Genomic DNA, 19,346 nt, shown 5'->3' on the forward strand with positions numbered 1-19,346 from the left:
CACTCCCCGCGTTGACAGTAAAAAACACCGGCCACAGGCCGGTGTTTTTGTTTTGGCGATTGAGCTAGGCGGAAGGGTTGTCCCGCGTCAACGGAGCCGTGGCTTCGTTGCTGGATTGTCGCATCGCCCTCGGGTAGTAACGCGGGTCGAGGCGCAGCACCAGCAGGCTCATCAGCACCAGGCCAGCCAGCTGCCACTGCCAGGCGGCCGCAAAGTCACCGCTCAGGTGATGCAGGCGGGCCGCCACCCAGGGGCCGGTGGCCGCCAGCATGAAACCGAATCCCTGCATCAGGGCGCTGAGGGTGCCGGCGCGGCGCGGGTCCGGCAGGTGATCGAGCGCGATGACCATGATGAGGGAGAAACTGCCGCCAAGCCCGGCGCCGCACAGCATGGACCAGAGGATGGGGGCGGCAGTTGGCGCCAGCCAGAGGCCGCCAAAGCCCGCCAGCTGCATGGCGATGGCCAATCCCATCCAGGGGCGCCGGTCGAGCCGGCGGGCGGCCAGCAGTGGCAGGCCGAGGCCGCTCACGGTCTGGGCCAGCGCCAGCCAGGCCACCAGCTCGCCCCCCTGTTGGGGGCTCCAGCCCTGCGCCATGTAGGCCGGCGCCAGCCAGGCCACGACGATGCCGTAACCGCTGTTGATGATGCCAAAGCAGCTTATCAGCAGCCAACTGCGGGGCAGACTGATGAGGCGCTGCTCGCCGCCGCCGGACATTGCCACCGGCGTCGCGGGCAGCCGTACTCGCCAGCCGAGCCAGCCCATGGCCAGCAGCACCGGCAAGCTCCACAACGCCAGCGCCTGGGACCAGTCGAGCCGGGCGGCGAGCTGCGGGGTGAGGCTGGCACCCAGCGCCCCGCCCCCCATCATGCAGGCCGAGAAGATGCCCATCACCAGCGGCACCTTCTGCGCAAACGCCTGCTTGATGAGGCCGGGCAGTACCCCTTGTACCAGGGCCGAACCCAGCCCGCAGAGGGCGGCGCTGGCGATAAGCAGGGCGCCGCTGGCCGCCTCGAAGCGCATGGCGCTGCCCATGCCCAGCAGCAGCAGGGCCGTCCCCAGCAGCTGACGCGGCCCGCTGCGACTGTGCAGGGCCGGGGTGAGCAGCACGCCGCCGCCGATGAGCCAGAGTGGCAGCAGGGTCAGCCAGGCCAGGGTGTCCATGCCAAGCCCGAGCGCTTCGGCAATATCGCGGCTGAGGGGGCCGATGGCGGTGAGAAACGGCCGCAGGTTGAGCCCGATCAGGATCACCAGTATCAGCAGGGCCTGCTGCTGGCGCGTATCGATGCGGGCCTTAAGCATGGTCTTGTGCACCATAGAGCTCGGCGGCGGCCAGCGGGCTTGGCAGCTTGATAAGCGGCAGGGGGGCTGGCACGAGGGGCAGGCCCAGCTTGTGGTAGGCGGCCGTGCTGTCAAAGCCGAACGGGGCCGCATCCTCGTTATCGAAGGCATAATAGACGGCGACAATGCCGTTCATCACCAGGGCGCTCAGGCACATGGGGCAGGGGTGACCGCTGGCGTAGACGATGGCGCCCGCCAGCGGCCCGACCTGGCTGGCCTGGCGCAGGGCTTCCAGCTCGGCGTGGCGGGTGGGGTCGCCATCCTGGTGCATGCCGTTGACGGCGCTGGTCACCAGCTGGTTGCCTTGCACCAGCAGGGCGGCAAAGGGGCGGCCTCCCTGCTGGCGGTTATGAAGGGCCAGTTGCAGCGCCTGTTCCAGCCACTCCTGATGGCTGGGATTGGCGGTCAGCGACGCGATCAGGCGTGAGCCGGCGGGTTCGGCAAGGGAGTGGGGCATGACGGATCCTCAAGGCAAGGGGATGGGAGGAGACCAGCCTAGCGGGGGAATCAGTCATGGGGAAATTAAATGATAGAATGACATCCAGTGGTTTTGCAAATGGAGTCGCCATGCTGGATCCCCTCTTGCTGCGCAGCTTTGTCGCCATCGTCGACAGCGGCAGTTTTACCCGTGCCGGTGAACGGGTGCACCTCACCCAATCCACCATCAGCCAGCAGATGCGGCGGCTCGAGCAGCAGCTCGGCTGCCCGCTGCTGGACCGCTCCGGTCGCCAGGTGGTGACCACGGCAGAGGGGGAGAAGCTGCTGGGGCTGGCCCGCAGTATCCTGGCCCTGCTGGCCCGGGCCGAGGAGCAGGTGGCCGAGGCCAGCCTGCAACTGAGTTTGGGGGTACCGGAGGATTTTGCCGCCGGTGCCATCGCCCCGGTGCTGGCAGCCTTTGCCCGCGATTACCCGCAGGTGCGGCTGGAGGTGCACAGCGGCCTCAGTCACGAGCTCTGGCAGCGCTTCGAGGCCGGCGAGCTGGACTTGGCGCTGGTCAAACAGGCGCGGGGACAGGGGGCGCCGCGCGCCTGCTGGCACGAGCCGCTGGCCTGGGTCGACAGCCGTGCCTGGCCCGCCAGCGAGCGGGAGCCCTTGCCGCTGGTGGTGTTCCCGAGCGAAGGGCTCTATCGGCGGCAGGTGACCGAGGCACTCGACGGGATGGGGCGGCGCTGGCGCATCGCCTACGTCAGCGCCAGCCTGGCCAGCCTGCAGGGGGCGGTGAGCGCCGGGATCGGGGTCAGTCTGCTGCCCCGGCGCTTGCTGCAGCCGGATCAGCAGGAGCTGACCCACTGGCCAGCGGTGGCGCCGGTGGAGCTGGCGCTGCACCTGGGGGCGGAGCGCGGCGAGCCGCTCACTCGGCTCTGCGAGGCCCTCATCAGCCTGTGCGATCGGGTGATGGGGCCCGCTGAGCAGTGAGGGGACGCAGGCAAGTGCCTGCTTAGCGCACCTTGGTGCGCACGATGAGCAGAGTGATGAGCGCCAGGGTGAAGACGAGCGGGGCCCAGGCACCGTGATGGCTCACCAGGGTGGCGCCGGCGGCGGCCACCCCGGCCACCCCCTGCTGCAGGAAGCCGCACAGGGCCATGGCGTAGGCGCCGTGTTCGCGGCCATCGCTCACCGCCAGCGCCATACTGTTGGGAAAGAGCACCGCCTGCCCGAAGATGATGAGGCAGTAGCAGGTCATCATGGCCACCAATCCGCCGCTGCCCTGCAGGGCGCCCTGTGCCCAGAGCAGCAGCATGCCGCCGGCCGCCAGCAGTATGAGCGTGGCCCCCTGGCGCATCAGCTGGCGGCCTCCCACCCGGGCGACCCGCCGGTTGACCGTCATGGCGCCGGCGAAGTAGGCGATACCGATCAGCAACCCCAGGCTGCCGAAGGTGGTGACCTCGAGGGCAAACCCCTGCTGCAGCACGAAGGGGCTCACCTCCTGCAGGGTCACCGTGATGGCAAAGCCGATGCCGCCGGTGCAGGCCGGCCAGAAAAAGCCGGGGCGGCGCAGCAGGCTGGCGTAACGGGCCCACATGCCACCACTCGCAGCCGCCGGATTGGGCCCCTGCAGCGGCAGGCTGCTCATCAAGAGCAGCGCCAGCACACCGACCCCGGCCATCAGCACGAATCCCAGCTGCCAATGGGCATAACGGCTGATGAGGCCGCCGATCCACTGACCGCCGCCGAGGGCGGTGATGAAGGCGATGGAGAGCACCGAGAGGCGGCGCGCCAGCTCATCGCCGTGCCAGTGATCCCGCACCAGGATGCGGGCGATGATGGCCGCGCCGCCGGCCGCCACCCCTTGCAGGGTGCGCAGGATCAAGAGCAGCGGCCCCTGGCTGGTGGTGGCCAGCAGCAGGCTGAGGCCGACAAACAGCAAGAGTGACAGGGCGAGGGGCAGCCGGCGACCGTAGCGATCGGCGGCGGCGCCCCAGAACAGCACCGGCAGGGCGGCGCCGATGACGAACAGCGAGATGGAGAGCTCGGCCCCTTGCCGGGTCATGGCGAGATCCGTCATCACTACAGGCAGGGAGGGGAGGTAAACGGTGGTGGCCATCTGGGCCATGAAGACGATGAGGCAGGCCAGCGTCATGATGCGGGCGGCGCGGCTCCAGAGACCGGCCTGGTCGAGACATTCCTGGTTATCCATAACAACTCTCGGGCAGTAAGGGAGCCATATCCTTGCACTGCCCGAGCGCCGAGTCAGCCCCTCGTCTGGGTTAAACCTTGCCGGTTTATCAGGGCAGAGAGCATTGGGTGCTCAGGCGATGGCCTGGCGCGGCAGCACGGCGAGCCAGAGTTCGACCTCACCGCTGTCGGTGTCCGGGTCAAAGGCGGTGCCATAGCGCTCGAAGTCGGGCTTGTGGGCCGACTGGTAAGCGGACTGTGCCAGCCAGTCCAGCGCCTGTTGCCAGGTGTGCGGCATGGCCGAGACATGCCCCTGATGCAGGAAGACGGCATAGGTCTGGGGCTCGATGCGCATCCGCCCCAGCGTCCTGGGCAGCACCTCCAGCGCGGCGACCTCCACCGCACACATGTATTCGCACTCGGTGGCGGTCACGCCGCAGATGACGCCATAGGCATGTTCGCCCAGCTGGCCCGGCAGCGGGCCGAGGGCGCTGAAATCGCGCCATTGGCCGCCGAAGTCGGCGTGGGCGAAGGCATGGTGACGACGCAGGCCGCCAAACAGCATGGGGCGGCCGGTTTCAAAACGGATGGGGTCTGTCATGACACCTCCTGTGCAGGATGGGGTGGCAGCGCTGCGCGCTCAGCACTCCTTGCCTTCGTTGAGCTTGCGCTGATAGTCCGCGGAGACGATGGCCAGCGCCGCCAGGGCGAGGGCCGGCTCAATCCGGTTGGTCTCCAGCAGTTCGATGAGATCCACCGCGAGCTGGACCTCGGGCGGGGCAGTTTCCAATGACATGACAGACTCCATAACGGGGAAAACGCCATTATACAGGGCCGCGCCCGGATGGGGACCTGTCTGGTGTTGCGGGCGACCCGGCTAGAGGTGCTGGCGCATCTCCTGCTCGATCTGCTCGCGCAGGGCCATCAATTTGAGGGCGTACTGCTGCAACTGCCGATCGTTCTCGTTTTGCGGTTGCCACTGGGGCACTTGGGTCGGTTTGCCGCTCTCGTCCATGGCCACGAAGATGATGATGCAGTGGGTGGTCTTGTGGCGCTCCCGGCTGGCCGGATGGCGGCTGTAGACATCCACCGCCAGGTGCATGCTGGTGGTGCCGGTGTGGATCACCTGGGCGTGCACCTCCACCAGCTGGCCTATCTGGATGGGGCGCAGAAAGCGGATCCCCCCCACATAGACGGTCACCGCGTAGCCGCCGCACCAGCCGGCAGCGCAGGCGTAGCCCGCCTGATCGATCCACTTCATCACCATGCCGCCGTGTACCTTGCCGCCGAAGTTGACGTCGGCGGGCTCGGCCAGAAACTGCAGGGTCAGCTCGCGGGGTGGGGTCATGGGTGCTCCTTGATTGAGGGTCATTGCCGGTAGCTCTTGCGATAGGCGTCAGCCTGCTGGCAGGGGGGCAGGTTGTTGAGATCGGGCCGCTTGTTGCCCTCGCGCTGACCGAAGCTGGCAAACTCCTGCTGGCATTTGGCAGCCTTGCCGCCCGCCTTGATGCAGGCGTCGATCCGCTGCTGCTTGCCCTGCTCGACCAGCTGCTGCTGGGCCTGCTGGCAGGCGGCATCCAGCTTGGCCTGTCTGGCATCCCTGTCTTCTACCGCGGCCAGCAGGCTGGCCGAGAGGCTGCAACCGAGCAGCAGTATGGCAATTTTCATGGCTTTTCTCCTGAAGGGGGGCGTCCCGCGATGACCAGGGCTATCCCCCCCAGAATGCCCAGTGATGACAATAACAACCGCAGCGACCAGGACTCATCCAACCAGACGAGCCCGGCCAGGGCGGCGAGCAGAGGCACCAGCAACTGCACGCTGGCGGCCAGGGTGCGACCAAGGTGGGGCAGCACCAGATACCAGAGCGCATAGCCAAGGCCGGAGGCCAGTGCACCGGAGGTCAGGGCATAGCCGATGGCGGTGGGGCTGGTCTGCAACTGCCCGAGCAGCAGATAGAGCAGGGAGGCTGGCAGGCTGGCCCGCAGAAAGTGGCCGGCGTTGGCGGCGATTGGATCGGCAAAGCGCGAGGCCCGCAGGGTATAGCTGGCCCAGGAGATGCCGGCCAGGATCATCAGGGCCGCCCCCAGCGGATCCGGTGCGCTGAGGCCGGGCAGCAGCAGCACCAGCAGACCCGTCATGGCGAGCAGCAGGCCGAGCCACTGGCGGCGGGGCAGGGACTCCCCGCGCAGCAAGGGCGGTGCCAGCATGCTGAGCTGGACGGCGGCAAACAACAGCAGGGCGCCGGTGCCCGCCGTCAGGGTGAGGTAGGAGAACGAAAAGGCGGCGCCATAGGTGACCAGGGCCAGGGCGCCTCCCCAGTCTCCCTGACGGGGCGACTGCTTGCGCGCGCCGCACAGCAGCACCAGTACCAGGGCACCGCTGGTCAGACGCAGCAGGGTGAAAAGGGCGGGATCCATCCGTTCTTCGAACAGGGCTAGCCGGCAGAGCACCGAGTTGGCGGCAAACGCCATCAGGGTCAGCAGGGTCAGCAGCAACAGGCGTGGCAGTGGCATCCATTCACCTTGAGTTCAGTGGGCGCAGCCCAGCATGGAAAATCATGCAAAAGAGGAGGTCTTATGAAACAAATGCTGGAGCAATTGATGGGCGCTGGCAAGGGCTGGCTCAACGAAGGCGGCGACAGCCGCAAGGCGCAGATGAAGGGGATGGCGCAAGGAGGCCTCGCGGCCGGTGCCATGGCCCTGCTGCTTGGCAACAAGAAGATGCGCAAATATGGCGGCAAGGTGGCGGCGGTGGGCGGCGCGGCGGCGCTCGGCGGGCTGGCCTACAAGCTCTATCAGGATTGGCAGGCCCAGCAGTCAAGCCCGGCCCAGCCGACCCAGCCCCTCGATACCCTGCAAGGCAACGCGCTGGATACTCGTGCCGCCCTGCTGGTGCGCGCCATGGTGGCGGCAGCCCGGGCCGACGGTCATATCGACGGCGACGAGCGCCAGAAGATCCAGGACTACCTGACCGAGCAGGGGCAACCCGATGCGGCCCGCTGGATCGACGCCGAGCTGGCCCGCCCGCTCGACCCCCACGCCCTGGCACGGGAGGTGACCGACATGGAGCTGGCGACCGAGGTCTATCTCGCCTCCCTGCTCGCCATCGACGTGGATCACTTCATGGAACGCGGCTATCTGGACGAGCTGGCGCGCGCCCTCAAGCTCGATGAGAACCTCAAAGGCAGCATTGAGCGCCAGGTGGCCCAGCTGGATGCCCCCGCCTGACCCCCGCTCAGCACATGGATTGTCGATAAGGCCCCGTGACGGGGCCTTGTTGTTTCCAGATGCCTGCCAAAGGCTGTTGCGCCCCTTCATGTCTGGCCGGGCAGCCACTATGATGGAGCCCAGGCCAAAGGGAGCAGATGAGACCGTCTCATCGCCAGGACACATCATCGCCAGGGCACAGAGGCAAGGAGCATTCATTGGAAATACGCAAGGCACGTGAGCAAGACATAGACGCCATCCTCGAGCTGAACCGGCAGATAGGGGAGATCCACTTCGCGCAGGCGCCGCAGGTGTTCTGCCCGCCATCCCCCGAGGAGCGGGCCTTCTTGCTGGCGGCCATCGCCGCCGAGGGGCGGCTGTTCTGCGTGGCGGTGGCGGCGGGTGAGGTGGTGGGTTTTCTGACCGCCCGCATCGACATCAACGAGACCATCCCGTTTCTGAGCAAAGAGCCCATCTGCCGTATTGGCACCGTGGTGGTCGATGAGGGGCATAGATCCCAAGGCATCGGCAAGGCGCTGATCGCCCATTGCGATGAGTGGGGCAAGGCGCAGGGCGCCAGCCAGCTGCGGCTGGAGGTAATGTCGTTCAACGAGCGGGCCAAGGCGCTCTATGAGACGTTGGGGTTCAAGATGCTGTCACAGACCATGGCCAGATAAGCCCGTTTCAACCAGATAATTTCGCAAGGAAAAGGCCCCGTCATGGGGCCTTTTGGTCTTTAGCGGGAGCTGAGTCCAGCTGTTGGTGAATGAGCTCGGCCAACCGGGTGAGGGCCGCTTCCAGCTGCGGGCTCCAGGGATGGGAGCTGTTGAGGCGCAGACAGTGGTTGTGTTTACCCTGGCTGGAGAAGAGAGCCCCGGGAGCCAGCGAGAAGCCGCTGGCCAGCGCTCGGGCGTTCAGGGCCCGGCTGTCGAGACGGGCATCGAGTTCGAGCCAGAGAAAGTAGCCGCCATCGGGGGAGGAGATGCTCACTTCCCCCGGCAGCAGGCGCAGCAGGGCGGCCCGCATCTGCTGCTGGCGCTGGGCCAGGGTGTGGCGCAGCCGGCGAAAGTGGGCATCCACCCCGCCCTGACGCAGCATCTCGGCCAGCGCCAGCTGGCTTGGCACATTGGTGGAGAGGGTCGACATCAGCTGCAGCCGCTGCACCCGCTCGGCGTGGCGGCCGGCCACTACCCAGCCGACCCGAAAGCCGGGCGCCAGGCACTTGGAAAAGGAGCTGCACAGCAGGCTCTCGCCCCGCGTATCCCAGTACTTGATGGGTCTTGGCCGCTCACGGCCGAAATAGACCTCGGCATAGACATCGTCCTCCACCAGTGCCACCTCATGCCGATTGAGCAGCCCCATCAGCGCCTGCTTGTGCTCGTCCGGCATGGTGTGGCCGAGCGGGTGCTGGACATTGCCCATCAGCCAGCACGCCTTGATGGGGCGCTGATCGAGGACTTCGGCCAGCAGCGCCAGATCGATGCCCACCCCGGGGATCACCGGGATCTCTACCGCCTTGAGCTTGAGCCGCTCGATGGCCTGCAGGGCGCCATAGAAGGTGGGGGACTCCACCACCACCCAGTCACCGGGCTCGGTCAGCACCTGCAGGCTGAGGGAGAGCGCCTCCATGGCGCCGGTGGTGATGATGATCTGCTGGGGGTCGACCGCCAGCCCCTCGCTGGCGTAACGCTGGGCGATGGCCCGGCGCAGCGCCTCGTTGCCGGGGGGCAGGTCGGCCACCGTGCTGAAGGGGTCGAGCTTGCGCATGCAGCTGGCCAGCGCCCGCCCGAGCTGGGGGTGGGGGAACAGGGTGGGATCGGCCACCGACATGCCCAGCGGCACCAGTTCCCGCGACTTGCTCGCCTGCAACACCTCGAACACCAGATCGTTGATGTCCACCGAGCCGCTGTAGTGGGCCTGCTGGGGCTGGCTGGCGACAGGGCGGGAGGGGGCGGCCTTGACGTAGTAGCCGGACTGGGGCCGCGCCAGGATGAGGCCGCGGCTCTCCAGCAGTTGGTAGGCCTGCAGCACCGTCATGGGGCTGAGGCCATGGGTCTTGCAGCTCTGGCGGATGGAGGGGATGCGCTCCCCCGGCTGCCAGAGGCCGCTCGTTATCTGCTGTTGCAGCTGATCTGCCAGCTGGCCGTATAGGGACATGGTGGGCTTAAACTGTTATAGGTGTATTTCACTATAACTGCATCTGTTATAGGTGTCATGGACCGTGATGTACTTAACGGGCGAAAACCTGTCTGTTAAATGCAACATAGAGAGTCATGCATGATAAGCCTGGATGATGTGGTCAGCCTCTCCCGAATGCAGTTCGGGGCGACGGCGATGTTCCACTTTCTGTTTGTGCCCCTCACCCTGGGGCTGTCCTGGATCCTGGTGATCGCCGAGTCGGCCTACGTGATGACCGGCAAGGTGATCTACAAAGACATCACCCGTTTCTGGGGCAAGCTGTTTGGCATCAACTTCGTGATGGGGGTGACCACCGGCATTACCCTGGAGTTCCAGTTCGGTACCAACTGGGCCTACTACTCCCACTATGTCGGCGACATCTTCGGCACGCCGCTGGCGGTGGAGGGGCTGATGGCCTTCTTCCTCGAGTCCACCCTGGTGGGTCTATTCTTCTTCGGCTGGGACAAGCTCTCCCGCGGTCAGCACCTGCTGGTGACCATGCTGGTGGCGCTCGGCTCCAACCTCTCCGCGCTCTGGATCCTCATCGCCAACGGCTGGATGCAGAACCCGGTCGGCGCCGAGTTCAACCCCATGACCATGCGCATGGAGCTGGTGGACGTGGCCGCGGTGATCTTCAACCCGGTAGCCCAGGTCAAGTTCGTGCACACGGTGGCGGCGGGTTATGTGGCGGCTTCCCTGTTCGTGATGGGGGTGAGCAGCTGGTATCTGCTGCGCCGCATGGAGGTGCGCTTCGCCCTGCGCTCCTTTGCCATCGCCTCGGGCTTTGGTCTGGCAGCCATCCTCTCGGTCATCGTGCTGGGCGACGAGTCGGGCTATCGCACCGGCGAGGTGCAGCAGGTGAAGCTGGCCGCCATCGAGGCGGAGTGGCACACCGAGCCGGCGCCGGCCTCCTTCACCCTGTTCGGCTTTCCGGATCAGGCCGCCGAGACCACCCACGCCGCGGTGAAGATCCCCTATCTGATGGGCATCATCGCCACCCGTTCCCTCGATGAGCAGGTGACGGGCCTCAAAGATCTCAAGGCGCGGCACGAGGAGCGCATTCGCAGCGGCATGCTGGCCCACGAGGCGCTGGAGACGATACGGGCCGATGGCAGCAACCAGGCGGCGCGAGCCACCTTCGAGCATCATCGCCAGGATCTGGGCTATGGCCTCTTGCTCACCCCCTATGCCAAGGAGATTGGCAAGGCGGACGAGGCGGCCATCGCCAAGGCGGTGGCGGACTCCATCCCCCAGGTGGCGCCGCTGTTCTGGAGCTTTAGGCTGATGGTGGGCATCGGCGTGGTGCTGCTGGCGCTGTTTGCCGCCGCCTTCCTGCAGCTGTGCCGGGGCAAGCTGGTGCAATCCCCGCGTCTGCTCAAGGCCCTGTTCTGGTCTATTCCGCTGCCCTGGATTGCCATCGAGGCGGGTTGGTTTGTGGCCGAGTTTGGTCGCCAGCCGTGGACCATCAGCGACGTGCTGCCGGTCTCGGCGTCCGTCTCCTTGCTGACCCCGGGCCAGCTCTGGTTCAGCCTGATCTCCATCTGTCTCATCTACACCAGCCTGCTGGTGGTGGAGTTGTTCTTGTTGCGTCATGTGATCCGCAAAGGGCCCGCCAGCCTGCAGACGGGTCGCTATCAAGGTGAAGTGTTGCAAAACGGGAGTCCTGCCTGATGGATTACGAAACCCTGAAATTGATCTGGTGGGGGCTGGTGCTGTTCATGCTGGTCGGCTTCGTGGTGATGGATGGCTTCGATCTCGGCGTGGCCATGCTGCTGCCGGTGGTGGCCAAGAACGACGAGGAGCGGCGGGTGCTGCTCAACAGCGTGGGGCCGGTGTGGGAGGGCAACCAGGTGTGGCTCATCGCCGGGGCCGGTGCCCTGTTCGCCGCCTGGCCGCTGGTCTATGCCGCCGCCTTCTCGGCGCTCTACGTGCCCTTCATGTTCCTGCTGTTCGGCCTCTTCCTGCGGCCGGTGGGCTTTGACTATCGCAGCAAGCTGGCGGACCCGGTCTGGCGCCGCTGGTGGGATCGCGCCCTGGTGGTGGGCGGCCTGCTGCCGACCCTGGTGTTTGGCGCTACCTTGGGCTTTTTGCTGCAGGGGCTGCCGTTTCGTTTCGATGCGGCCCTTCGCATCCACTACGGCGCCTTTGACTTCCACTGGCCGCTGCTGTTGACCTGCATGGGGACGGCGTTGGCGCTGTTGTTGCTGCACGGCGCCAGCTTCCTGCAGTGCAAGACCCAGGGAGAGATCGCCCGGCGCTGCGCCCGCCAGAGCCTCTGGCTCGGCCCGCTGGCGAGCGGCCTGTTTGCCCTGGGCGGCGTCTGGCTCAGCCAGATGGCCGGTTATCGAGTGCTGGAGATTGGTGATATCAACGGGGCGCTCACCCCGCTGATGAAGGAGGTGGGGGTGGTCCAGCAGGGCTGGCTTGCCAACTTCGTCGCCCATCCCTGGCTCTGGTGCGTGCCGGCCCTCGGCCTGGTGCTGCCCATGGTGAGCAGCCTGGCCAGCGCCCGCGAGCTGCCGCGCACGGCCCTGCTCGCCAGTGGCGGCGCCTGCGCCAGCATGATGCTGACCGTCGCCATCGCCCTGTTCCCGTTCGTGCTGCCCTCGTCGCTGGATCCGTCCAGCAGCCTGACCCTGTGGGACAGCACCTCCAGCGAGCGCACCCTCTTCATCATGCTGGGGATTGTCGGGGTGCTGATGCCAATCAACATCGGTTATACCCTCTGGGTCTACCGGGTGGTGCGCGGCAAGATGAGCGCCCAGCAGATCCGCCAGCACGGCCACAGCCTCTACTAACCCTCTTCAACCAAAGGATCATGCGATATGTGGTATTTCACCTGGATTCTGGGATTGGGCTTCGCCCTGTTGTGCGGGCTGGTCAATCTGCTCTGGCTGGAGGCGCGCTGGGCCGCCGATGAGGATCTCAAGGAGTCTTGAGACGCAGCCATGAAAAGGCCGACACAGGTGTCGGCCTTTTTGCATCTTGCTGGAGGGGTCGCTTAGGCGGGGAGGGCAACCCGGGCGGCCTGCCGCTCGCTGACATGGGTGAGGCCGTAGGCCAGCAGCACGATCAGCGCCCCGATCCAGGGGGTGTGCATCAGACCCAGGTGCTCCACCACCAGGCCACCGACGACGGAGCCCAGCGCAATGCCGACGTTGAAGGCGGCGATGTTGAGGCCCGATGCCACGTCCACCGCCCTGGGGGTGTGCTGCTCGGCCTGTTTCACTACCAGCACCTGCAGACCCGGCACGTTGCCAAAGGCAAAGGCGCCCCACACCAGCACGGTCAGCACCGCCAGCACCGGGTGCGGCGCGGTGAAGGTGAGCACCAGCAGCACCAATGCGAGACCGGCAAACAGCAGCTTCAGCGCAGGCAGCGGGCCCATCTTGTCGGCCAGCTTGCCACCCCAGATATTGCCGACGGCGACCGATACCCCGTACACCAGCAGAATGAGGCTCACCGCGCCGGCGCTAAAGCCGCTCACCTGCTGCAGGATGGGGGCGAGGAAGGTGAACGCCGTGAAGGCGCCACCGTAACCGAGCGCGGTCTTGGCGTAGACCAGCAGCAAGGGTTTTTTGGTCAGCACCGAGAGCTGCTCGCGAAGGGTCGAGGCCGCCCCCTTGGGCAGGTTGCTCGGGATCAGCAGCAGGCTGCCCACCATGGCGACGAGGCCCAAGAGGCTCACCACCAGAAAGGTTTCGCGCCAGCCGAAGACCTGACCAATCCAGGTGCCAAGCGGCACGCCGGTCACCAGCGCGATGGTGAGGCCGCTGAACATGATGGCGATGGCGCTGGCCGCTTTTTCCTTGGCCACCAAGCCGGTGGCGATGGTGCTGCCCACCGAGAAGAAGACCCCGTGGGCCAGCCCGGTCAGGATGCGGGCCACGATCAGGCTCTCGTAACCGGGGGCCTGCCAGGCCATCAGGTTGCCGGCGGTGAAGAGTGCCATCAGCCCTACCAGCAGCCACTTGCGCGGCACCTTGCCGGTGAGCGCCGTCAGCACGGGGGCGCCGATGGCCACGCCAAGGGCATAGAGGCTGACCAACAGGCCTGCCGAGGGGAGCGAGACATTCAGCTGTTCGGCGATGGTGGGGATAAGCCCCACGATCACGAATTCGGTGGTGCCGATCGCAAAGGCACTCAGGGTGAGGGCAAATAACGCCAGTGGCATAACAACTCCTTGGTTAGGGACTCCCGACGGGAGAATGGCGCCAGTATGCCGAGGGTGTTTATTGGCAAAAATGACGGTGACATCAAATTACTTTTGCCAAATCAGCAGCAATAGTGTCGTGGAAGGAGGAGTGGCTGAGGCAACGCGGCTAAAACAGGCCGTAGCGCACGAGGTGGGTGCAGAGACAACGTGCACGGCAGCAATCAATACATAGCGAGCCGGGACAAAGAGGAAAGAGGTAAAGGGTTGAGGGAAGGCTCTGGGGGGGGGGGCACAGGCGGCTGTGCCGTGGTGTTGGAGACAAAAGAGCGGGAGGCATGATGCCTCCCGCTGGTGCTGAAGAATGTCATTGAGCGTTAATTGCTCCCTTCTCCCCTTGCGGGAGAAGGGATAGCTCGTGGCTGCAATAGGCTCGTGAGAGTTGCCGGTACCCGCCGCTGAAGCGAGAGGGGCCATGCATCCCCCCGTTTAATCCCAATCTGGCGCAAAATCCGGGTTGGCACAGCGCTCCCCCCGCTCCAGGGTGGCGATAGCGGCCATCTCGTCGGCAGTGAGCGTGACCTTCAGCGCGGCAAGGTTGGCGGCCAGATTCTCCCGCTTGGTGGAACTTGGGATCACCGTCATGCCCTGGGCCAGCAGCCAGGCCAGCGACACCTGGGCCGCCGAGACGCCGTGGCGCTGGCCGATCTCCATCAGCAGCGGCTCGGTGAGCACCTTGCCATAGGCGAGCGGCATATAGGCGGTGATGGCGATGCCGTGGGCCTGACAGAATTCCACCACCTTGCGGTTTTGCAGCAGCGGGTGGATCTCCACCTGCTGATGGGCGATGACGCCCGGCCCCAGAATCTCGATAGCTTTTTTAAGCTGGGCCACGGTGAAGTTGGAGACCCCGATCTCGCGGGTCAGGCCCTGGGCTTTGGCCTCGACCAGCTGCTCCAGATAGACCGCCATTGGCACCTCATCCTTGGGGGAGGGCCAGTGGATCAGTGCCAGATCCAGATAGTCGGTGCCCAGTTTTGCCAGACTCACCTCCAGGCTCGGGATCAGCTTGCCTGGGCCGAACTCGCTGGTCCACACCTTGGTGGTCAGATAGATATCCTGGCGGGACACGCCGCTCTCGCTCATCAGCTGGCCCACTTCGGCCTCGTTGGCGTAGATCTGGGCGGTGTCGATGTGGCGGTAGCCAAGCTCGAGCCCTTGCAGCAGGGAGTCACGCAGGGGTTGGCCGGTCAGGCGAAAGGTACCAAGACCCAGGTTGGGCATCTTCATCATGTTGTTCCTCAAATAGATTGCAAAAGGGCGCTCAGCGGCGCGGAAAATCAGGCGTCCAGCGGCTGATAGCGGCGAATGGTGCTGCCGGCAAACCAGGGCTCGGCCTTGGCGACAAATTCGGTAAAGTGGGGCTGGCCCTGATGGGCTCTGAGGGCGGCCTCGCTCTCCCATACCTCGTAGAGCATCCAGCTGTGGGGATTGTCCAAATCCTGATGCAGCTGGTAGCGCAGGCAGCCAGCCTCCTGCAAGGTGGCCGCGATCAGTGGGCCTAAGGCTGCGCGAAACTGGGTGGCAAATTCGGGTTTGGCTTCAAGCTGGGCAATCACAATCACGGGGGATGACATCTGAACCTCCTTGCTTAATGGAGATTCAGTATGAATGTGAGGCAGGCAGGGAAAAAGAGTCACTATTGCAATAGTGAATTGAGAGGTGAGCAGCAATGTCTTCTATCATAAAAATAAAAGCAACAAGGCATCATAACATAATGCCTTGCTTATTAAGTTATATTCACACGTTCATTTCTGGTACTTTTACTTCATTAACCGGCTCAAATCCTTTTGTTTTTTTGAAGTTTACGTTGTGAATGAAGTTATTCATGGCATCAGATGGGTCGATATACTCCATGTTCAATCTTGAGACTCCATCACGCGTAATGTAAACAGAAAGAAGAGACTGTGGTTCCAAGTGACCAGTACTTTTATTTAATAAGTAATCCTCTGCGTTGATTATTAATTTGTCATCAGGCAATATAGAAAATATCTCATTCGCCACTCTCAATACGACACTGCAAACATAATCCTGATAAATCTCATTAAATCGACTGACCGGCATGGATTTTATAGAGAGCTTTCCGCTTTTCAAAAGAGTCTTTTGTTCTTTAGGGATAATATTGGCGCTATGGACATTTATAGTGACTATCAACAATCCATTATCTTGAATGGTAAAGTTCACTCCAGAGCCAAGATGGTCTATTTCTGAAAATGGATTAAGATCTTTGATAATATCTGTTTTCGCACTTACATCGCCATTTAATAATCTTCTTGCAAGAGAGACTCTTTCTTTCCATTCCTCTACATCAATGTTCCATTGAGAAAGGTTAGTGCTATTTATTTGCGTATCTTTAACTTTTGCTATAGAAACTTCTTTTTCTAATTTTTGTCTTTTGGATGTTACCTTTCCGAATAGTTTATCTATAAAACTTGGTGAGAAACTATTTAGCCTTGCGATAGCTTGGTGTTCATTATCACGTATAATAAGCGGCTTTGCTGGTTCTTGGGATGTTGATATCTTTAACCAGTCTACACTATCGCCACAATCCTTATGTATTGATTGAATGACATCGATGTAGTTTTCAAATACGTCTACTTCGTATGCGGCTTTTTCTAATTCCTGCATCTTTTCGTAGGCTATTTGACTTTTCAATAGTTCTTTTTGCCTACGTTTAGCATGTCTATCAGCTCTTTTTGCTGCGGCATTTATTGAGCGTAACGTCCCCTTCCAACCCACAGTATCTCTCCTGCTTAGTTAAATGTTAATGAGTTAACATAATATTGCCATGCATCTAACATGCTGATATCATAAATTATTTTCTTTGCCTACACAGTTATTCCACTTTCAGTTTCAAGGCTTGGCGAAAAAGAAATATGATATTTTATTTTTTGTCTGTTCTTCTCTCTATGCCCAGTATTAAATTTGCAACGAGATATAAATTATGTACTTATTTGGCTTCCTTTTGTGTGGTTAGTTTTCCGGCCTGTGGTTATCAGGCGCTGGCCGGCTCGGACCAGACCGCAAATTCATTGCCGCTGGGCTCGACAAAGTGAAAACGGCGGCCACCGGGAAAATCGAACAGGGGGCGAACTATGGCGCCTCCGGCGCCGGCTACCTTGCTCTGGGTCGCTTCAATATCGGCGCTGTAGAACACCAGCAGGGCGCCGCCTTGCGCGCTCTGGCTGCAGAGATCGGCGCGATAGAAGCCGCCATCCAGCCCTTCCCCCTCGAAGGCGCAATAATCGGGGCCATAATCGGCAAATTGCCAGCCGAAAGCGACCTGAAAGAAGGCCTTGGTGGCGGCAAGATCCCTGGCCGCAAACTCCACATAGTTCAGTTTTTCATGGGCCCTGGTCATGAGGATCTCCTTGTCGGTGATTATTTCGGTTGCCAGCGTTTTTGCGTGCGGATCGTGGAGTGGGGCAAAGCGTCCCAAGGAGTCAGTTTGAGCTGCTTGCGCCGGAACCAGAGCCAGGTCGCCATCAGCAGACCGAACCCTATGCCAAACAGCAGGCTCTGGCGCAGGGCGAATGCTGGCGTTACCTCATGTTGCCAGCCGAAGAACCACATCAACACCCCCCAGATAGCGCCAGTGGGGATCCCCAGAGCAAGGACATTGACCAGAAAGCGTTCGTAGTGGGGCGGTCTGATGGTGAACCCCGCCTTTCGCAGCAGCCAGGCGATCGGCGGGTTGTAGTTGAGCGTCTGCACACCCTTCTCTGCCAGCTCCCGATGGGCGGCGGCCAGCCTGCGTTCGAACTCCATGATGTTTTTCCTTGAGATGTTTGGTGTCATACGATGCCATCTTGCCGCATTCTACTGGCAAACCATCAACGCGATGTGGGCTCGTGGTCACGTTATTTATCTATACGCTTTCCAATCACTCCAGGGCCGCCATGATGGCTGGATGAAATCTTCTTGCGACCACCATACCAAGGATAATGGAAGCGAATAGAGGAAGAAGGTCACGGCTGCGTTGATAGCTGCGCCAGTTGCCATTGTGGTGGCGGAAAAGCCGGTAGGTGAGAACCAACAAGCCAATGGCCATTGGAATGACGCAGTGAACTGAAAAACTGATCATGAATTTAACGAAATCGGGCAAGGTGGGGGTCCGTGTCTATAGCTTGTATTACATCTGGTGCCAATTTACGGCGGGGTTTCAGCCTTTTCCTGCCGCGTTTTCACGGATGGGTTGGCGTGCTAGCTGTTCCCATGGGGTCAAATCAAGCTGCCTGCGCTTCAGCCAGAGCCTGATCAAGGTAACGAGGCCAAACAGGCCAGCGAATAGAGCGCTGCTGAACAAGGATGATACGAAAGATCTTCCCTCTGGGTGCCAAACGAACGTCCACATAATCAGACCCCAGATCGGCGCGATACTGAGGCTGGCACAAAGAAAATTGACCAGCCAGCCCGCGTAATAAGGGGGCTTGACGGTGCAGCCGAGTTTGCGCAGCAGCTTGAACATCCATGGGTTGTAGTCGCATTCCTTGATGCCTTGGTCAGCCAGAGTCTGATGGGCGATGGTTAGTCGTTCTTCAAATGTCATTGCTTTGTCTTATATCGCAGCGGCGTCATATGGTGCTTTTTTGCGGCATTCTACGGATTAGGCAGGCTGAGGGATAGCAGCCATCTCAGATTATTTCTCTGCTAAATACCAGCACAGCTGCCAAAGCATCCTTGCCAATCCAGGGCCACCGTGTCTATAAAGGCCCATTACTCTTGTCTGGATTGCAGCAATGAAGACCCATTCTGATGAACTGACCCTGTTTGTGGCGGTGGTGGAGGCGGGCAGTTTTCGCCAGGCGGCGGAAAACCTCGGCATGGACAATTCGGTGGTGAGCCGCGGCATCAAGCGGCTGGAAGAGAAGCTCTCGACCGTGCTGCTCAACCGCACCACGAGGCGGGTCAGCCTGACCGAGGAGGGGAGCTGGTTCTATCAGCGGGCGGTGAAGATCCTGACCGAGATGAGCGAGGCGGAGGGGCTGCTGCTGATGCGCCGCGAGCAGCCAGAGGGGGTATTGCGGGTGGATGCCGCCACCCCCTTTATCCTGCACCGGCTGGTGCCCATCATCGGCGAGTTTCGCCGCCGCTACCCCGCCATCGAGTTGCAACTGCACAGCTCCGAGGGCTTTATCAACCTGATGGAGCGGCGGGTGGACATGGCCATTCGTATCGGCGAGCTGACCGACTCCTCCCTGCGGGCGCTGCCGCTGGGCCGCTCGCGGCTGCGGCTGCTGGCATCCCCCGACTATTTGCGCGAGCGAGGCACCCCGCGCCAGCCGGCGGATCTGCTGAGCGGGCACGAGCTGCTCGGTTTTTTGCACCCCGATCACCTCAACCACTGGCCGCTCTTGAGCCAGGAGCAGGGGGACCGCTTTCCCATCACCCCGACCCTGCGCGCCAGCAGCGGTGAGACCTTGCGCCAGCTGGCGCTGCGGGGGCAGGGGATCGTCTGTCTGTCGGATTTCATGACCGGGCAGGATCGGATGAGCGGCGCCCTGATGGAGGTGCTGGCCCGCAGCAACAGCGGTGCCTCGCGCCCCATCAATGCGGTGTTCTACTCCGATGCCCAGCGCGACATCCGGCTGCGGGTCTGGCTCGATTTCCTCAAAGAGCAGCTCGGCAGCGAGATGCTTTAGCATTCGCTCCCTGACAGGGTCGCCCGCCAGAAAGGGCCTGCCGTGCTTGGGGTCTGCCTAGGGACGATAGGGGTCATCATCGGGGCGGCGCTAAAAAAGAGAGGCCGACATTGCTGTCGGCCTCTCATGTTTTTCAGCTCAGAGCTGTGTCG

The 19,346-nt window shown here is 62.5% G+C and carries 24 protein-coding genes; 7 read left to right on the forward strand and 17 right to left on the reverse strand.

Annotated elements, in window-relative coordinates:
- Positions 1-64 precede the first annotated feature (64 nt).
- Positions 65-1,300, reverse strand: a complete 1,236-nt coding sequence (locus R2E40_RS08065) for a cyanate transporter (RefSeq protein ID WP_318165177.1) — start codon at positions 1,298-1,300, stop codon at positions 65-67.
- Positions 1,293-1,796: a nucleoside deaminase gene (locus R2E40_RS08070; RefSeq protein WP_318165178.1), complete on the reverse strand. Its 504-nt coding sequence runs from the start codon at positions 1,794-1,796 to the stop codon at positions 1,293-1,295. Before R2E40_RS08070 ends, R2E40_RS08065 begins: the two co-directional genes overlap by 8 nt.
- Before the next feature lie 110 nt (positions 1,797-1,906).
- Here R2E40_RS08070 and R2E40_RS08075 point away from each other — a divergent pair, with 110 nt between their 5' ends.
- On the forward strand, positions 1,907-2,755 hold the full coding sequence (locus R2E40_RS08075) for a LysR family transcriptional regulator (protein ID WP_139703573.1): 849 nt from the start codon (positions 1,907-1,909) through the stop codon (positions 2,753-2,755).
- Between the two features lie 22 nt (positions 2,756-2,777).
- On the opposite strand, the gene R2E40_RS08080 is transcribed toward R2E40_RS08075, so the two are convergent.
- The 6 genes from R2E40_RS08080 to R2E40_RS08105 form a co-directional block, all read right to left on the reverse strand.
- Positions 2,778-3,977, reverse strand: a complete 1,200-nt coding sequence (locus R2E40_RS08080) for an MFS transporter (RefSeq protein WP_318165179.1) — start codon at positions 3,975-3,977, stop codon at positions 2,778-2,780.
- 111 nt (positions 3,978-4,088) lie between these two features.
- On the reverse strand, positions 4,089-4,556 hold the full coding sequence (locus tag R2E40_RS08085) for a GyrI-like domain-containing protein (protein WP_318165180.1): 468 nt from the start codon (positions 4,554-4,556) through the stop codon (positions 4,089-4,091).
- A 39-nt stretch (positions 4,557-4,595) separates the two neighbouring features.
- Positions 4,596-4,751: a pleiotropic regulatory protein RsmS gene (gene rsmS / locus R2E40_RS08090; protein WP_005299504.1), complete on the reverse strand. Its 156-nt coding sequence runs from the start codon at positions 4,749-4,751 to the stop codon at positions 4,596-4,598.
- An 81-nt stretch (positions 4,752-4,832) separates the two neighbouring features.
- On the reverse strand, positions 4,833-5,303 hold the full coding sequence (locus R2E40_RS08095) for an acyl-CoA thioesterase (protein WP_318165181.1): 471 nt from the start codon (positions 5,301-5,303) through the stop codon (positions 4,833-4,835).
- 20 nt (positions 5,304-5,323) lie between these two features.
- On the reverse strand, positions 5,324-5,623 hold the full coding sequence (locus R2E40_RS08100) for a hypothetical protein (protein WP_318165182.1): 300 nt from the start codon (positions 5,621-5,623) through the stop codon (positions 5,324-5,326).
- Positions 5,620-6,468 (reverse strand): DMT family transporter, encoded by an 849-nt coding sequence (locus R2E40_RS08105; RefSeq protein ID WP_318165183.1) that lies wholly within the window; start codon positions 6,466-6,468, stop codon positions 5,620-5,622. The genes R2E40_RS08100 and R2E40_RS08105 overlap by 4 nt, the downstream gene beginning before the upstream one ends.
- Before the next feature lie 63 nt (positions 6,469-6,531).
- On the opposite strand from R2E40_RS08105, the gene R2E40_RS08110 reads away from it, so the two are divergent.
- Positions 6,532-7,182: a tellurite resistance TerB family protein gene (locus R2E40_RS08110; protein ID WP_318165184.1), complete on the forward strand. Its 651-nt coding sequence runs from the start codon at positions 6,532-6,534 to the stop codon at positions 7,180-7,182.
- Between the two features lie 137 nt (positions 7,183-7,319).
- A complete protein-coding gene (locus tag R2E40_RS08115; protein WP_318165185.1) occupies positions 7,320-7,838 on the forward strand; it encodes a GNAT family N-acetyltransferase in 519 nt (172 codons plus the stop codon).
- A gap of 40 nt (positions 7,839-7,878) precedes the next feature.
- Here the strand turns inward: R2E40_RS08115 and R2E40_RS08120 are convergent, their stop codons facing one another.
- Positions 7,879-9,318 carry a PLP-dependent aminotransferase family protein gene (locus tag R2E40_RS08120; RefSeq protein WP_318165186.1) on the reverse strand — a complete coding sequence of 480 codons (1,440 nt, stop codon included), beginning with the start codon at positions 9,316-9,318 and terminating at the stop codon, positions 7,879-7,881.
- 120 nt (positions 9,319-9,438) lie between these two features.
- On the opposite strand from R2E40_RS08120, the gene R2E40_RS08125 reads away from it, so the two are divergent.
- From R2E40_RS08125 to cydX, 3 genes are read left to right on the forward strand one after another with little or no spacing between them, the layout of a single operon-like run.
- Positions 9,439-11,010 (forward strand): cytochrome ubiquinol oxidase subunit I, encoded by a 1,572-nt coding sequence (locus tag R2E40_RS08125; RefSeq protein WP_318165187.1) that lies wholly within the window; start codon positions 9,439-9,441, stop codon positions 11,008-11,010.
- A complete protein-coding gene (gene cydB, locus R2E40_RS08130) occupies positions 11,010-12,137 on the forward strand; it encodes a cytochrome d ubiquinol oxidase subunit II (RefSeq protein WP_318165188.1) in 1,128 nt (375 codons plus the stop codon). The genes R2E40_RS08125 and cydB overlap by 1 nt, the downstream gene beginning before the upstream one ends.
- Positions 12,138-12,164: 27 nt before the next feature.
- Positions 12,165-12,278 (forward strand): cytochrome bd-I oxidase subunit CydX, encoded by a 114-nt coding sequence (gene cydX, locus R2E40_RS08135; protein WP_005310033.1) that lies wholly within the window; start codon positions 12,165-12,167, stop codon positions 12,276-12,278.
- A 62-nt stretch (positions 12,279-12,340) separates the two neighbouring features.
- Here the strand turns inward: cydX and R2E40_RS08140 are convergent, their stop codons facing one another.
- The 8 genes from R2E40_RS08140 to R2E40_RS08175 form a co-directional block, all read right to left on the reverse strand.
- Entirely contained in the window at positions 12,341-13,513 is a 1,173-nt protein-coding gene (locus R2E40_RS08140; RefSeq protein ID WP_318165189.1) for an MFS transporter, read from the reverse strand.
- A gap of 468 nt (positions 13,514-13,981) precedes the next feature.
- A complete protein-coding gene (gene dkgB / locus R2E40_RS08145; protein WP_318165190.1) occupies positions 13,982-14,785 on the reverse strand; it encodes a 2,5-didehydrogluconate reductase DkgB in 804 nt (267 codons plus the stop codon).
- Positions 14,786-14,832: 47 nt separating this feature from the next.
- On the reverse strand, positions 14,833-15,129 hold the full coding sequence (locus tag R2E40_RS08150; protein ID WP_318165191.1) for a putative quinol monooxygenase: 297 nt from the start codon (positions 15,127-15,129) through the stop codon (positions 14,833-14,835).
- A 163-nt stretch (positions 15,130-15,292) separates the two neighbouring features.
- The gene (locus tag R2E40_RS08155) at positions 15,293-16,291 is read right to left on the reverse strand and encodes a hypothetical protein (RefSeq protein ID WP_318165192.1); all 999 of its coding nucleotides are present in this window, start codon (positions 16,289-16,291) and stop codon (positions 15,293-15,295) included.
- Between the two features lie 256 nt (positions 16,292-16,547).
- A complete protein-coding gene (locus R2E40_RS08160) occupies positions 16,548-16,913 on the reverse strand; it encodes a VOC family protein (RefSeq protein ID WP_318165193.1) in 366 nt (121 codons plus the stop codon).
- A gap of 20 nt (positions 16,914-16,933) precedes the next feature.
- Positions 16,934-17,320: a DUF6404 family protein gene (locus R2E40_RS08165; protein WP_318165194.1), complete on the reverse strand. Its 387-nt coding sequence runs from the start codon at positions 17,318-17,320 to the stop codon at positions 16,934-16,936.
- A gap of 115 nt (positions 17,321-17,435) precedes the next feature.
- Positions 17,436-17,657, reverse strand: coding sequence for a hypothetical protein (locus R2E40_RS08170; RefSeq protein WP_318165195.1), 222 nt, complete (start codon positions 17,655-17,657; stop codon positions 17,436-17,438).
- A gap of 57 nt (positions 17,658-17,714) precedes the next feature.
- Positions 17,715-18,101: a DUF6404 family protein gene (locus tag R2E40_RS08175; protein WP_318165196.1), complete on the reverse strand. Its 387-nt coding sequence runs from the start codon at positions 18,099-18,101 to the stop codon at positions 17,715-17,717.
- A 190-nt stretch (positions 18,102-18,291) separates the two neighbouring features.
- On the opposite strand from R2E40_RS08175, the gene R2E40_RS08180 reads away from it, so the two are divergent.
- The gene (locus R2E40_RS08180; RefSeq protein WP_318165197.1) at positions 18,292-19,194 is read left to right on the forward strand and encodes a LysR substrate-binding domain-containing protein; all 903 of its coding nucleotides are present in this window, start codon (positions 18,292-18,294) and stop codon (positions 19,192-19,194) included.
- The last annotated feature ends 152 nt before the right edge of the window (positions 19,195-19,346 follow it).

Origin of the sequence: Aeromonas sp. CD (assembly GCF_033349375.1) — a bacterium.
In the GTDB taxonomy this organism is placed as follows: Bacteria; Pseudomonadota; Gammaproteobacteria; order Enterobacterales; family Aeromonadaceae; genus Aeromonas; species Aeromonas hydrophila.

Coding starts and splice junctions, on each gene's coding strand:
- R2E40_RS08085 (WP_318165180.1), bottom strand. CDS start 4,556: ATGACAGACCCCATCCGTTTTGAAACCGGCCGCCCCATGCTGTTTGGC.
- R2E40_RS08115 (WP_318165185.1), top strand. CDS start 7,320: ATGAGACCGTCTCATCGCCAGGACACATCATCGCCAGGGCACAGAGGC.
- R2E40_RS08180 (WP_318165197.1), top strand. CDS start 18,292: ATGAAGACCCATTCTGATGAACTGACCCTGTTTGTGGCGGTGGTGGAG.
- R2E40_RS08175 (WP_318165196.1), bottom strand. CDS start 18,101: ATGACATTTGAAGAACGACTAACCATCGCCCATCAGACTCTGGCTGAC.
- R2E40_RS08065 (WP_318165177.1), bottom strand. CDS start 1,300: ATGCTTAAGGCCCGCATCGATACGCGCCAGCAGCAGGCCCTGCTGATA.
- R2E40_RS08110 (WP_318165184.1), top strand. CDS start 6,532: ATGAAACAAATGCTGGAGCAATTGATGGGCGCTGGCAAGGGCTGGCTC.
- R2E40_RS08095 (WP_318165181.1), bottom strand. CDS start 5,303: ATGACCCCACCCCGCGAGCTGACCCTGCAGTTTCTGGCCGAGCCCGCC.
- R2E40_RS08100 (WP_318165182.1), bottom strand. CDS start 5,623: ATGAAAATTGCCATACTGCTGCTCGGTTGCAGCCTCTCGGCCAGCCTG.
- R2E40_RS08080 (WP_318165179.1), bottom strand. CDS start 3,977: ATGGATAACCAGGAATGTCTCGACCAGGCCGGTCTCTGGAGCCGCGCC.
- cydX (WP_005310033.1), top strand. CDS start 12,165: ATGTGGTATTTCACCTGGATTCTGGGATTGGGCTTCGCCCTGTTGTGC.
- dkgB (WP_318165190.1), bottom strand. CDS start 14,785: ATGATGAAGATGCCCAACCTGGGTCTTGGTACCTTTCGCCTGACCGGC.
- R2E40_RS08070 (WP_318165178.1), bottom strand. CDS start 1,796: ATGCCCCACTCCCTTGCCGAACCCGCCGGCTCACGCCTGATCGCGTCG.
- R2E40_RS08125 (WP_318165187.1), top strand. CDS start 9,439: ATGATAAGCCTGGATGATGTGGTCAGCCTCTCCCGAATGCAGTTCGGG.
- R2E40_RS08105 (WP_318165183.1), bottom strand. CDS start 6,468: ATGCCACTGCCACGCCTGTTGCTGCTGACCCTGCTGACCCTGATGGCG.
- R2E40_RS08140 (WP_318165189.1), bottom strand. CDS start 13,513: ATGCCACTGGCGTTATTTGCCCTCACCCTGAGTGCCTTTGCGATCGGC.
- cydB (WP_318165188.1), top strand. CDS start 11,010: ATGGATTACGAAACCCTGAAATTGATCTGGTGGGGGCTGGTGCTGTTC.
- R2E40_RS08160 (WP_318165193.1), bottom strand. CDS start 16,913: ATGACCAGGGCCCATGAAAAACTGAACTATGTGGAGTTTGCGGCCAGG.
- R2E40_RS08075 (WP_139703573.1), top strand. CDS start 1,907: ATGCTGGATCCCCTCTTGCTGCGCAGCTTTGTCGCCATCGTCGACAGC.
- R2E40_RS08150 (WP_318165191.1), bottom strand. CDS start 15,129: ATGTCATCCCCCGTGATTGTGATTGCCCAGCTTGAAGCCAAACCCGAA.
- R2E40_RS08165 (WP_318165194.1), bottom strand. CDS start 17,320: ATGGAGTTCGAACGCAGGCTGGCCGCCGCCCATCGGGAGCTGGCAGAG.
- rsmS (WP_005299504.1), bottom strand. CDS start 4,751: ATGTCATTGGAAACTGCCCCGCCCGAGGTCCAGCTCGCGGTGGATCTC.
- R2E40_RS08120 (WP_318165186.1), bottom strand. CDS start 9,318: ATGTCCCTATACGGCCAGCTGGCAGATCAGCTGCAACAGCAGATAACG.